The sequence below is a fragment of the Mycobacterium innocens genome (assembly GCF_900566055.1).
Taxonomy (GTDB): domain Bacteria; phylum Actinomycetota; class Actinomycetes; order Mycobacteriales; family Mycobacteriaceae; genus Mycobacterium; species Mycobacterium innocens.
The window spans coordinates 1-12,723 of sequence record NZ_UPHQ01000138.1 but is presented as its reverse complement, the minus strand read 5'-3'; the positions used below and the strand labels follow the sequence as shown (position 1 = coordinate 12,723).

Genomic DNA, 12,723 nt, shown 5'->3' with positions numbered 1-12,723 from the left:
GAAGAGCGGCAGGACCGTCAAGTCTCCTACACGGCCACCCGACCTGGCGGTGCGCCAGCTAACTCAGCTCTACACCCCGTCAAGCCCCGCCGCGCCCGGTCGCCGTGTCAGGCCAAGCGAACTCATCAGCCGCCATGACGCAATCCGGCCGGGACAGGCGCCGGTAGCCGCGCCGGCCAGCGACCGGCGTGCTATCGCCTGCTGGTTTCCCGGTGCGGCAAGAACTCCTGTGCCTTGATCTTGATGCCTTCCTTGATGATGCCGAATGCATTTTCGTCGCCGTGCAGCACTGCGCTGGCCGCGCTCTTCATCTGGTCGAACGTGGCGTGCGGCGGAACCGGCGGGATATCCGGGTCGCAGTGCACATCCAGCACCGTCGGCCGATCGGCCAGCAGCACCTGATCCCAGGCCGGCGCAATTTGATCGGGGTCGGTCAGCGTCGCCGAACCCAAGCCCAGGCTGGCGGCAAACCCGGCATAGTCGACATCGGGAAGAGTTTGCGACTCAGCGAATTTCGGAGCCCCGGCCATGGCGCGCATTTCCCAGGTCACCTGGTTCAAGTCGTTGTTGTGCAGCACCGCCACGACCAGCCGCGGGTCCGCCCACTGCTTCCAATAGTGCGCGATCGTGATCAACTCGGCCATACCGTTCATCTGCATCGCGCCGTCACCGGCGAAGACAATCACCGGACGGTCCGGATGGGCGAACTTCCCGCCGATACCGTAGGGGACTCCGGGGCCCATAGTGGCGAGATTGCCTGACAGCGAGCCGCGGATGCCGTCGCGGAATTTCAGTTGGCGGGCATACCAATTCGCCGACGATCCCGAATCGGCAGTGATAATCGCATTGTCGGGCAGTTTGGGTGACAGGTCCGCGAACAGCCGCATGGGGTTGATCGGCTTGGCCGCCACCTCGGCCTCCATGGCCATGGTCTCCCACCAGCGTGCCACGTTTTTTTCGATCGTCTCGCGCCAGGATCGGTCGGATTTGCGTTGCAGCAGTGGCAATAACGCGCGCACTGTGGCGGCGGCACCGCCGACCAGGTTCACCTCGTTCGGGTATCGCATCCCGATCACCGTGGGGTCGATATCGATTTGCACGGCGCGAGGCCCACCGAACGGCGGCAGGAACTGCGTGTAGGGGAAGCTCGACCCGATGGTCAGCAAGGTGTCGCAGTCGCGCATCATCTCGTAGCTTGGCCGCGTACCCAACAAGCCGATGGCGCCGGTCACGAAGGGCAATTCGTCGGATAGCACATCTTTGCCCAGCAGCGCCTTGGCGACTCCGGCACCGAGAACGTCGGCGAGCTCGACGATCTCCCGGGCGGCGCTGCGTGCCCCGCATCCGATCAGCATCGCGACCCGTTCACCGGCGTTGAGCACGTCGGCGGCCCGTTGCAGGCCGTCGCGTGCCGGCTCCACTCCTGGCCGTTGAAACCCGAGGCTGGACGGAACCATCTTGAATTCGTGGGCGGGCGGGGAGTACTTGAGCTCTTGCACGTCGGACGGGATGATCAGCGCAGTCGGCGCTCGCCTGGTCAACGCGGTGCGGATGGCCCGGTCCAAGACGTTGGGCAGCTGTTCGGGCACTGTGACCATCTGGACGTAGTCGCTGGCAACGTCCTTATACAGGCTCAACAGGTCAACTTCCTGCTGGTAGGAGCCCCCCATTGCGCTGCGGTTGGTTTGTCCGACGATCGCCACCACCGGCACCCGGTCGAGTTTGGCGTCGTAGAGACCGTTGAGCAGATGGATCGCGCCCGGGCCCGAGGTCGCCGCGCAGACCCCAAGCCGGTTGCTGAACTTCGCGTAGCCGACGGCCTCGAAGGCGGCCATTTCCTCGTGTCGCGCCTGGACGAACATCGGTTTGTTGTTTGCCCGGCCCCACGCTGCAAGGAGCCCGTTGATTCCGTCGCCGGGATAAGCGAACACATGTTCCACGCCCCAGTCGCGGAGTCGCTCCAGCAGATAGTCACTCACCTCGGTCGCCGCCATTGCACACCTCTCTCCGTTGCCCTCCGTTGCCCTCCATTGCCAGCCTTACCGGACAGGGGTTACCCATTCATCGATCTGATTAGACGCCCTAATGGGCAGGTGACGTCCGCGGGCCCAGGCGAGTGGCAGGAGCGCCCGCGCTACCTGAAATGCCGTCGGTCGACCGGGTCCGCTCTCACGAGCCCCCGGGACCGCGCACATGGGCGACGATCGTCTGAGAACCGGGCCGCGCGGGTTCCCCGGCAGCGGCAAGCGATCTGTGGTGAGGTCGCTGGTTTGTTTGATCCGGAGCGGGCCGGGCGGTTTGCCCCCCTTACTCTGACGATATCCTCATAATCGAGTCATACTGCCATAGTGATGACTTCAAGTGACGGCCGCGCCGAGCCGCCGAACCATCTCGAGCGACGCAAACAGCGCACCAGGACAGCGCTGGTCAAGGCCGCGCAGCGGTTAATCGCCGAGGGAAAGTTCAACGCGCCGGTGCTCGAGATCACCCAGGCTGCCGACGTCGGCATGGGCTCGTTCTACAACCACTTTGACAGCAAGGAGCAGCTGTTCGCGGCCGCGGTAGCCGACGTGCTTGACACCCACGGGGCGTTGCTGGACCGGCTCACCGCATCGATCGACGACCCAGCCGAAACGTTTGCCGTCAGTTTCCGGCTGACCGGCAGGCTGTTTCGTCGGCGAGAACTGGAGACTGACATTCTGTTGGCCACCGGAACCAACCTGCTGTCATCCGATCACGGGCTGGCCCCTCGTGCCCTGCGTGACATCAAGGCCGCCGCCGACGCCGGACGGTTTCGGGTGGGGGACCCCGAACTGGCGTTGGCGACGGCCGGGGGCGCGTTGCTGGGGCTGGGCGCCTTGTTGCGCGCGGATCCGCATCGTGACGATGCGTTGGCTGCCGACATAGTCACCGAGAGGTTGCTGCGTCTGTTCGGACTCGATGCCCACGAGGCGCGCACTATCTGCCAACGCCCGCTTCCTGACCTCGATGGCCGGGGCCAATCGGGTTCGGTTGCCTGACGTTGTGGTGCCGGTTTCGGTGCCGGCATGGGCGGGTAACCGGTGCCGCCGCCGTGTCAGCGATGACCAACCGCCTTGTCTTGCAGGCGGATTCGCGTGTCGGTGGACCACAAAGTGGTGCATCCGGGGCACTGGAGGTGCAGTTCGGTCGCACGGTTGCTCAGCAGATACTGCCAGTGGGTTCCGCAGTTGCGGCTGCTGCGGCATTCCGAACATGCGTTGCGGCCCCAGCTGCAATTCGGGCAGGGTAGCCAGGCGCGCCGGCAAGCGTCGGCGTGTGGATCGATGGGCAACATGAGCGCGGTCAGCCTTTCTCTGTCTAACGATTAGTTAGGGTAGGCTACCCATATCCATATCCGTCAAGGGAGAGTTCCGGTGTGGTTTCCGGCAGCTACTTCCGGACCGAACTTGCGAGCGGGTCTACCGCGACCGGCGGAGACTCGCGAAGCTCGTGCTGGACCGGGCCAACGGGTTGGGTTCAGCGTCTTTTGGCGACCGTTTTGCGTGCGACTATGACCGGCACATGGCTCAACAGCACCACGGCGGCGCTGACCGAACCGAACAACATCCCCGCGAATCCGCCGCTTCCGCGACTGCCGACCACCACGAGTTGGGCCGACTTCGACGTGCCGACAAGTTCGGGCGCCGCATCGTTGCGTGCGATCATTCGGCGAACAACGACATCGGGGTACTGTTCGCCCCAACCGGCCAGGCGTTCGGCGACGATCTTGTCCTCGTGTGTCCTCAGTTCCGGCCAGCCGGGCCCCGGCAAACTGACGATGGGATCCAACACGCCCGGAGCTTTCCACGCGTGCACGGCCACCAGGTCCACCCTGCGACGCGAGGCGGCGTCGAATGCGATGGCGATCGCCACTTCCGACTCCGGTGACCCGTCGATGCCCACCAGCACCGGGGCTCGCTCGGAATCGGCGGCCATTGGGACGTCATCATGGATGACCGCCACCGGGCACCGCGCGTCATGGATGAGCCCCGAACTCACCGAACCCAAGTGCCGGCCCCGCAACGAGCCAGCGCCGCGGCAACCGGTCACCACCAAATGGGCGTCTTCGGACAGCTTGGTTAGCGTTGAAACGGTTGTCCCGCTGAGCATTTCGCGGTAGATCGGGGTTAGACCGCGTTCGCAGCTTTCCTCGGCGATCTTTAGCGCCTCGTCGAGCAGTTCCTGTCCGGCGTCCATTCGGCTGCGGGTCCGCCCCGCGGCTACCGACGAGGCCAGCCGCGTTCCCGTCCCGGCCGGGAGAACATGCGCCAGGGTCAGCGGAACATTGCGCAACTTGGCGTCGCGGGCGGCCCATCGGACCGCCGCGTGGGAGCCCGGCGAGCCGTCGACGCCGACAACGATTCCCCGATGGCTGTCGATCTTGGACATGGGTTTCCTCATTCCTTTGCGCTTGGACGTTATTGGTTCAGCGGCATTGCGGAACGAGGCATTGGTCCCTTGTCGAAGGGCCTTCAGACCTCTAACGGTGAACGCGCCGTCGAGATTGGCGCCGAGCTCAATTGGGCCCTGCGGCGGAATCGACCGACCGCCGGGTGGCCTTTGCGGGCCGGTACGCCACGAGTGCCAGCCCGAGCGCGAAAACCAGCGCGGTCATCCACGGGTATCTCCCGTCCGGAGCAAATCCCGCCGCGGCGACCACCCACAGGAAGGCAGCTGCCAGCATGGCACCCACCAGCATGATCGGTTCGGCCCAACGCTGCGGCAGCGGTATCCGGATGGTCGGCAGCGGTGCCGCGAAGAATCGCCGGAGCCACCACAACAACGCCATCTCCACTGCCGTCACCAGGCTCAAGACCACCTCCCATTCCAGCCGGGCCAGCCACCACGCCGCCGTTCCCTGGGCCGGTTGCGGCAGCAACCCGGCCGGGTAGGCGACGACCGCGACGATCACCACCGGCACCATGTGCCACAGGTAGAGCGCCATCACATTGCTGTTGGCGGCCGACAACAGCCGCTGCAATCGGCGGGAACGAAGCACGCGGTTGAGCGCGGGTGCGATGGCCACCGCGATGCCGGCCTGTGTGCAGGCGAACGCCAGCATCGCCACCGAAGGCGGCATGCTGTTCTGTACCGCTTGGCCGGGAACCCCGATCATGCTGACCGGATAGGGGCCGATCCAGATGAGCAGGGCCAGCGCGACTGCCGATCCGGCGGCAAGCACCACCGGTCGACGGCCGCTTAACAGCCCCGCCTGCCAACAGATCCCCAGCTGGTAGAGCAGGCCCCAGCACAACAGATAGTTCAGGCCGGCGAGAGAGGGCATATGACCGGACAACGCAGCGGCGTCCACCGCTACCAGCGCGACTGCCAGTACCGCCGGCACCATGAGCCCCCACCGTCGGTGTGCGGCCATCGCAACAGGCGTCAGCGATACCACCACCAAATACACCGCGAGGAACCACAGGTGCATCGCCACCGCCCAACCCGCATACTCCAGCACCGAGTCGGGCAGGCCGGAGACCTGCAACGCCACCACGACTGCCGACATCAGCCCCACGTACACCGCCGTGGGTCCTAGTACTCGCGCCGCCCGATGCCGAATCCAGTCCTGCCGCGACACACCGCCGTCGCCGTAACGATGTGTCCATGACACTGCGCCGGCATAGCCGGCCACCAGGAAGAAAACCGGCACCGCCTGAAAAGGCCACGTCAGCCACTGCGTCCAGGGCTGGTCGACAAGCGGATTCTGCCGGCCGAACTGTCCGTTGTGATATGTCACCGACCCGGCCAGCCAGTGGCCCAGGACGATCAGGACCACGCCCGACACCCGGTAAAAGTCGACGGCCAGATCGCGGACCGGTCGACCGGTGCCTGCGTGGTCCATCAGATCGGGGGAAGCTCAGCGACCTGCACGAGCGCGAGGGTACTCGTCGGCACCCACATAATTGGCGCGGACACTGCTCCGGTGGAACGCTTCGGGGGCCGATACGCGGACATCTGCGGCCGCCAATGGGATCCGACTCAAAGCTTGCGCACCAAAGCGGCGGCGCGGACGTCGTCACCCACCACGAAGTGCATGCGGATGCGGCCGTCGCGCTGGTGGGAACGAATGGTGACGGCTTCGCCGTACTTGATCGGGCTGCGGTACTCGAGCACGACGCGATGTGGAGCGGCGGTCAGCTCTGCGCCGGCCGGCAGTTGGCCGAGTACCTCGACTATGCCGTGCCAGTAGATCGTGTTGTTGACGTGTTCGAAGGGATCAATATCGGTGCGGCGCAGTGGAAATGGCGTCTCGGTGCCGTCGGCCACCGGCTCGGTGAGCCAGGGGCGCCACTTGAGCCGGTGGTTGTCGGTGGTACTGCCGAAGCGGGCGATGCATTCATCGGTGAGCCGCGACGGCGTCAGGGTGTCCTTGTTCACACAGATCCAGAAACCTTCGGTTTCGATCCGTCCGCCGGCAGCGCCGTCAAGCTGGACGCGCATGTTGCACCATCGGGTGGAAAGCGCTGCGCACCAACGGCGGAAGGTGATGTCGCTGGGTAGCTCGATCGGCTCGATGACGTCGATCACGGTGCGCAGCACGATCCAGTGGGGATGGACTTCAGCCAGCTCGGCATCGGCCAAGTGTTCGGCGCCGACTTCTTGGATATAGCGGGCTACTCCATCCAGGCGCAGCCTCTGGTGCTCGTCGATGTCGGTGGTGGCCAGTCGCCAGCTTGTCCGGTAGACGTATCCCGCGGCGGGCACGTCGGCCAGTGGTGCGTCGACGTCAGTGTGCTGCGGCACGCCCACTCCTCAACGTTGCAGTGGTATCGCCGCCGTGGTCGCTCAGCAACTTTTCCAGTCGCTCGCTGGCGGCATTCAACCTCGACTGGAACATCGACACCACCCGCTCACGTACCCGCGGCTTGTGTGACAACGGCGGCAGCAGCTCGGCGAGAAGATTCAACCGTGCCGAGCCGAGCCAGTCGGTCAGCTCGGAGTCGGCGAGCCACCGCTGAAAATTGCGCAGATCGGAATGCGTCAGCCGTAACCAGTCCAGGTCGGAGTCCGGATGTGGAATCGGCACGCAGAGTTCGTTTTTCACCGCATCGTCGGGGTAGGCAAGTTCGACGTGCGCGGTGAACGCCGCGCTGAACACCTGTTGACAGCCCCGCACCGCCTGCAGGGTGAGGTGGTCGCCGTCGAAAACCGGTGTGGCCGGCCGCTGCGGTGCTCCGTCCGCGGTGCAGTCGATGTAGAGGGCGGACGGCGACGAGGCGATCGATCCGCCGTCGAGCACGATGGCGGTCGGCTCGATGCGTTGAACATGGCCCATTCGGACGACGTTGTCGATACGGCGCAACTGGTCGTATTCGGGTTGTGACACGGTCGCGCACCGATACATGGTGGGTTGCACCGCGGGGTTGAGCCGGAGCAAGGTTCCGGCTGCCTCGAGCCGGTGGAACAGGTCCTGGACCGATGTCGCGTTGCCGATGGCATCGAGCGTGGCGCCGTAGCTGTCCCGGAACTTCTTGATGAACGTCGGTCCCGGCTGCAGCGTTGCCCGGTCGATCAGCCAGGCGTCGCGCGGCATGATCCAGGTCAGCCTCTCGGGGATGACGCCGTTTCGCAGTAACCACAAACAGACGTCCATGCCCGTCTTGCCGGCGCCGACGACTACGTATCGGTCGCGTGCCCTGAATTTCGGCAGGTCGTTGGGTGCAATGCAGTCGATGCCCGGCGCCACCGGGTACGGCGCCGGCCGCATCGACGGCACGACGGCTTGCAGGTAGGTGGCATCGACGATGCGCCGCCTGACCGTGACCCGGTATTCCGCGCCGCCCAGCGTCCGGAATCGGCCGTCGCCGAGGTAGTCGCTCATCGGGAAGTACTCAACGCGCCCGCTGGGCAGGAATTGCTGTTGCATCACGGCGTCGAAGTAGGCGCAGATTTCGCCGACGGAGGCGAGTTCGTTCAGTCCTTGGTTCCAGCCGACAGCGTCAATAGTGTTGTTGCCCAGAGCTCGTGAGTTGACGCCGTAATACGCCGAGGGTTGGTGCAGCCGCACGAATGGGTAGGCCGTGGTCCAATGCCCACCCGGTTGATGTGCCCGGTCGACGATGACCACGCGTGCCTCGGATTCGGCAAGAAGCGTATCGGTGAACGCGATTCCCATTGCTCCGGCGCCCACTACCAGGTAGTCGGTCTCGATGGCTGCCGTCGGCTCTCGCGTTGGCTGGTTCATAGCCCTCCTTCGACCATTGGGATATGGACGACCAGTCGCCGGCGGGAAGCGAGCCGGTCGTCGCTGTGGCGGAGCGGTCTCTGTTGCTGCAACGGAGCCGAATGGAGTCTAAGCCCGGCATCGGGACTGACCGGCGATTAGCCGCGGCCGGCGCGAGTTACCGGTTGCATCCTATCGACGTCGAGTTCGACCTGGAGTGGCCTTGTATCCGGGGTAGCGCGGGTATCCGCGAAGCATGCCGCGGTGTATGACGGTCGGGGATGCGCTACCGAGGAGGTGTCAAGAACGTGGACGTCTGCGCGTCCACTCGGGATCATCTACGGCGCCCTTTGATGCGGACGCCGGGAGGCGGGTATGACCGACGCCGTCCGGGACGACGCCGAGTTCACCGCGGCGCCGACCGAGCCAGCGGCATTCGAGCTTGGCGCCCCGGTTATCACTGCGGTCAACTGCCATGCCATCGGGATCGGTTTGACCATTGCCTTGCAGACAGACACCCCGATCAGGGCCGAACACGCCAAATACGCTGTGGCGCAGGTCCGTCGGGGCGTCATGCCGGACTGCATGGCGCATTGGACGCTGCCGGTGCCTCGTGACACAAGCCAGTCAACGTCGCACCCATGTCGGACGTGATGACCAAGCCGCTGCTCTGGGACGGCCTCGTCAACGGCTACCCCCACGCCCGGAGTTGGAGACCCAACTGTATCGCCGGCTGCTGGGCAGTGCCGACGCCCGCGAAGGGGTCGATGCCTTCCGGAGCGTCGTTGCCCCACACTGGACATGGTCGGTTTCGGGGTCTGTTTCGGGGGAGTGGAAACCATTGCCTGAGGTCAGCGGAAGGAACGAGCCTTGACACCTGGGGGCCCCAGCTGGGCGAGCCGGACCATGCCCGCAATGCTCCGCATCACCGGTAGGACGCGCCAGTACACCACCGCCGCAGATGCTCGCAAGCACATCACGGCCCGCGCGTTGCGTCCGTCGCCGTACGGACCGCCGGTGCGGCTGCGCTCCGAGGTGACCGTGGAGGTCGGCCGTCGATCCGGCTGGCCGATCTATGCCGTGGCACCCAAGAACGGCGCGCATACGCACACCGTGGTCTACCTCCATGGCGGTGCCTGGGTCAACGAAATCAACTCACAGCACTGGCGATTGGTGACTCACGTCGCTGCCGGGGCGCGCGTGAAGGTGGTCGTCCCGATCTATCCGTTGCTCCCTTTTGGCACGGCAGCCGATGTGGTGCCCGAGGTCGCTCAACTCGTGGTCGAGAACATGTCGACCGGCCACGGCGTGTGCCTGGCCGGCGACTCCGCGGGCGGTCAAATCGCCTTGTCGGCGGCCCTGTTACTGCGCGACGACCATGACGTGGTTCTGCCGCGCACCGTTTTGATCTCGCCGGCCTTGGACGTGTCGTTGAGCAACCCGATGATCAATTCGGTCGAGCTGACCGATCCGTGGCTGGCGCGCGAAGCACTGTCGGTGTTCGGGGGGTGCTGGCGTGGCGACCTCAGCCCGGACGATCCGCGCGTCAGTCCGCTTGCGGCTGATCTGACCGGTCTTGGCCCACTGACTGTTTTTAGCGGGACTCGCGACATTCTCAACCCTGACGCACGGGCGCTGGTCCAGAAGGCCACCGCGGCCGGCGTCGATATCGACTACCATGAGCGCTTCGGTTTGCTGCATGTCTACCCGCTGATGCCGATTCCGGAAGGCCGTGCCGCACGGGCAGTTATCGTCGATCGCCTGCGCGCGCAGTAGCGATCGCCCCAGTGCGGCCACCATCGGATACTCGAAGCGGCCCGGTGTATGTCGCCTCGGGCAATCAACCGTCACCAACGTTGCCTGGCTCAGCGACTCAGGACCATGTTGAGTAGTTGGGTGAGCCAGGCGCGAGCGGCGGCCTGATCGCTGTCGAGCAGTAGCTGGATGCTGACGCCGTCGTATACCGCGACGATTGCCCGGGCCGTGTCGGCGACCGTGTTGAGGGACTGGTTGAATTCGATGCCGCTGGCAATCAGCCGCTCTTCGATCACGTTGCGCAATTGCGCGCGGTGAACTTCCCAGCGGTGGGCGAGGTCAGGGTGGCGAGCGGCGTGGAGCAGGAAGTCAATCTTGATGAGCAGCCAGTCGCGTTCGAAAAGCAGGGTGTCCACGATGCGTTCGACGACGTTGGGCAGGTCGGTGACAGGTTCGCTGCCTTCCATGGCGGCGCGGACTTGTTCGGCGGTGCGGGCCGCCCATTGGTCGTAGAGCAGAAAGAATAGTTCCTCGAGGCTGTCGAACTGGGAATAGAACGCGCCTCGGGTGTAGCCGGCGGCCTCGCAGACGTCCTCGATGGTCACGTGCCCGTATCCCTTGTCGGCGAACACCCGGAATGCCGCCTCGATGAGACGGCCGCGGGTTTCGGCGCGGCGCTTGGTGACCCGTACCGGCTTGTCGCTGGTGGTCGTTGACGGCATTTGCCCTCGCCTCCGATGTGCTGATGTAACCGGTACATTGCCACATCGGATACGTGACGGGCCACTTCGCCGCGGTGGACGTCGATGTCCGCTCTGAAAGTCGCTCTGAAATACGAAGCCGCACAAGGACAACACCACATCAGCGACCACGTCGACCATGGGTGTGGACCGAAACAGGGCCCACGCCAACCCGTTACGATGGCCTGGCGGATCTCCGCGGTTGCGGCATGGCATGCCGCGCACGGCGACGCTGCTAACGGCCCGTCGGCGCATACAGGTCCGGGTGGGCAGCCATCAACAGAATCGGATCTAAGCGCTGATGTGGAGCGGGCCGATGCCGATGAGGTGGTCGCCGGTTAGGCCGATGCCGATGTTGTGGTTGCCGGTGTTGAATAGGCCTTGGTTGTAGGTGCCGTGGTTGGCGATGCCGAGGGTTTGCAGCAGGCTCAGTGGTAGGCCGCTGTTGGCGGTGCCGGTGTTGGCGATGCCGAGGTTGAGCGTGCCGTGGTTCCAGGCGCCGACGTTTTGGGTGCCGTAATTGCCGGCGCCGAGGTTGTCGGTGCCGTTGTTGAATAGGCCGACGCCGCCGAAGGTGGTGATGGGGTCGGTGGGGGTGAAGTGGGGGCTGAGGTTGGCGATGCCGACGTTGAGGGTGCCGTCGTTGAAAAAGCCGATGTTGCCTTGGCCGGTGTTGCCGTAGCCGAAGTTGGGCAGGCTCTGTAGCGCTTGCGCGGGCGAGATCAACTGTGCAACAGCCGCCGCCGCTCCCGCGTGATAGTCGACCATCGCGGTCACGTCCTGAGCCCACATCTCCTCGTAGATGTTCTCGGTGGCCGCGATTGCCGGCGCGTTCTGACCGAACAGATTCGACAGCACCAAGGACACGAAGTCAGAACGATTGGCCGCTACCGCCGCTGGATGGACCGTGGCTGCTAGCGCCGACTCAAATGCGCCCACGACCGCTTGGGCCTGCGCAGAGGCCCCAACGGCCTGGGCCGCCGCGGTTCTCAACCAGCCTGCATACGGCGCGGCAGCGGCCAGCATCGCCGTAGATGCCGGGCCCTGCCACGCCTGGGCGGCGAGGCCTGAGGTCATCGAGGAAAATGACTCCGACGCCGAATCGAGCTCTGATGCCAACGCATTCCAAGCTGCTGCGGCGTCCAACATTGGCGCCGAGCCGGCGCCCGAGAACATCCGCGCCGAATTGATCTCTGGCGGCAACACCAAGAAGTTCATAAACCAGCTACCTCCCTAGCCCGATTTCAGTCCGTCGTTTGCGGCCTTCGCAGCCACGATACATTGACATATCGGATCTGGAAGCATATTCGATACAACACCAAATATGATGCGCGGGCATATACGATGTGCTACCGTAGCCAGCTTTCGTGTGCCCTACCGATCAGCAGACCCCGCGACCGGCGCCGTCGAGAGGCGGTCGGAGTCGTTGGGCCTTGTACCAGAGCAAACGGTGCAGGGACGAATCAGCTCCAGCATGCGACCCGGGGATTCGGACATGCCGACGTGCGTCTCTGCGTCCACGCAGCGCACGGCTGCCGGCAGCACCGCCCACGCTCGTCCAAGGCACGCCCGTGTCAACGTCACCTGACCCGCTGACTGGCCGCTGCGGTGTGTCATCAGCATCGACGGATGCCATGCCGATCCCGGTCGATTTTTGTACAAGGTGGGCTGCCGCGTGGAATGCTCGGGATCTCGATGCGGTCCTCGCCTTCTTCCACGAAGACGTCACTTTCACCTCCCCATTCGCCATGGAATGGCTGCCCGAAAGCGGCGGTGTCATTCGCGGTAAGCACCTGCTGCGCAAGTATTGGTCCATAGGCCTTGATCGTCTGCCCGACCTGCATTTCGATGTGGAGGCCGTTGCGTTTCGTCAAGTGGTTTGGCCCCACTGATCTGCATGAATTTTGGCCCCGGGCGTTTGGTGTTGGGGCTTGATAGTTGGTGTGCTGGTTCGGCGGCAGCGAGGTGCGCTGCGTGTTGGTGTGCGGTGTCGAGTTCGGCGGCGGTGTGCTGGGCGTATCTGATGGCGTTTTGCAGGTT

General features: G+C 64.7%; 8 protein-coding genes and 3 pseudogenes. 4 read left to right on the top strand and 7 right to left on the bottom strand.

All coding sequences use genetic code 11. From position 1 onward, the window contains the following. Positions 1-191: 191 nt before the first annotated feature. Positions 192-1,994, bottom strand: a complete 1,803-nt coding sequence (locus EET03_RS14630) for a thiamine pyrophosphate-requiring protein (protein WP_075544042.1) — start codon at positions 1,992-1,994, stop codon at positions 192-194. Between the two features lie 357 nt (positions 1,995-2,351). Between EET03_RS14630 and EET03_RS14625 the strand changes: the two genes are divergently transcribed. Continuing rightward, positions 2,352-3,020 (top strand): TetR/AcrR family transcriptional regulator, encoded by a 669-nt coding sequence (locus EET03_RS14625; protein ID WP_075544043.1) that lies wholly within the window; start codon positions 2,352-2,354, stop codon positions 3,018-3,020. Positions 3,021-3,498: 478 nt separating this feature from the next. Here the strand turns inward: EET03_RS14625 and EET03_RS14615 are convergent, their stop codons facing one another. The 4 genes and pseudogenes from EET03_RS14615 to EET03_RS14600 form a co-directional block, all read right to left on the bottom strand. Continuing rightward, the gene (locus tag EET03_RS14615; RefSeq protein ID WP_075544044.1) at positions 3,499-4,410 is read right to left on the bottom strand and encodes a universal stress protein; all 912 of its coding nucleotides are present in this window, start codon (positions 4,408-4,410) and stop codon (positions 3,499-3,501) included. Between the two features lie 127 nt (positions 4,411-4,537). Next, the gene (locus EET03_RS14610) at positions 4,538-5,866 is read right to left on the bottom strand and encodes an acyltransferase family protein (protein ID WP_075544045.1); all 1,329 of its coding nucleotides are present in this window, start codon (positions 5,864-5,866) and stop codon (positions 4,538-4,540) included. A 137-nt stretch (positions 5,867-6,003) separates the two neighbouring features. After that, positions 6,004-6,768, bottom strand: coding sequence for an acyl-[acyl-carrier-protein] thioesterase (locus tag EET03_RS14605; protein WP_075544058.1), 765 nt, complete (start codon positions 6,766-6,768; stop codon positions 6,004-6,006). After that, positions 6,752-8,226 (bottom strand): annotated as a pseudogene (locus EET03_RS14600) (NAD(P)-binding protein). The gene EET03_RS14605 and the pseudogene EET03_RS14600 overlap by 17 nt, the downstream one beginning before the upstream one ends. Before the next feature lie 343 nt (positions 8,227-8,569). Between EET03_RS14600 and EET03_RS14590 the strand changes: the two are divergent. Next, positions 8,570-9,062: pseudogene (locus EET03_RS14590) on the top strand (enoyl-CoA hydratase/isomerase family protein); the annotation flags it as partial. A 41-nt stretch (positions 9,063-9,103) separates the two neighbouring features. After that, positions 9,104-9,964, top strand: coding sequence for an alpha/beta hydrolase fold domain-containing protein (locus EET03_RS14585; protein ID WP_244232368.1), 861 nt, complete (start codon positions 9,104-9,106; stop codon positions 9,962-9,964). 89 nt (positions 9,965-10,053) lie between these two features. Here the strand turns inward: EET03_RS14585 and EET03_RS14580 are convergent, their stop codons facing one another. Both EET03_RS14580 and EET03_RS14575 read right to left on the bottom strand, forming a co-directional pair. Next, positions 10,054-10,665 (bottom strand): TetR/AcrR family transcriptional regulator, encoded by a 612-nt coding sequence (locus EET03_RS14580; RefSeq protein WP_075544050.1) that lies wholly within the window; start codon positions 10,663-10,665, stop codon positions 10,054-10,056. 663 nt (positions 10,666-11,328) lie between these two features. After that, positions 11,329-11,901, bottom strand: a pseudogene (locus tag EET03_RS14575) (PPE family protein); the annotation flags it as partial. Positions 11,902-12,317: 416 nt separating this feature from the next. On the opposite strand from EET03_RS14575, the gene EET03_RS14570 reads away from it, so the two are divergent. Continuing rightward, positions 12,318-12,575 (top strand): nuclear transport factor 2 family protein, encoded by a 258-nt coding sequence (locus EET03_RS14570; protein ID WP_082274787.1) that lies wholly within the window; start codon positions 12,318-12,320, stop codon positions 12,573-12,575. The last annotated feature ends 148 nt before the right edge of the window (positions 12,576-12,723 follow it).

Coding starts and splice junctions, on each gene's coding strand:
- EET03_RS14625 (WP_075544043.1), top strand. CDS start 2,352: ATGACTTCAAGTGACGGCCGCGCCGAGCCGCCGAACCATCTCGAGCGA.
- EET03_RS14580 (WP_075544050.1), bottom strand. CDS start 10,665: ATGCCGTCAACGACCACCAGCGACAAGCCGGTACGGGTCACCAAGCGC.
- EET03_RS14585 (WP_244232368.1), top strand. CDS start 9,104: ATGCTCCGCATCACCGGTAGGACGCGCCAGTACACCACCGCCGCAGAT.
- EET03_RS14630 (WP_075544042.1), bottom strand. CDS start 1,994: ATGGCGGCGACCGAGGTGAGTGACTATCTGCTGGAGCGACTCCGCGAC.
- EET03_RS14570 (WP_082274787.1), top strand. CDS start 12,318: ATGCCGATCCCGGTCGATTTTTGTACAAGGTGGGCTGCCGCGTGGAAT.
- EET03_RS14610 (WP_075544045.1), bottom strand. CDS start 5,866: ATGGACCACGCAGGCACCGGTCGACCGGTCCGCGATCTGGCCGTCGAC.
- EET03_RS14615 (WP_075544044.1), bottom strand. CDS start 4,410: ATGTCCAAGATCGACAGCCATCGGGGAATCGTTGTCGGCGTCGACGGC.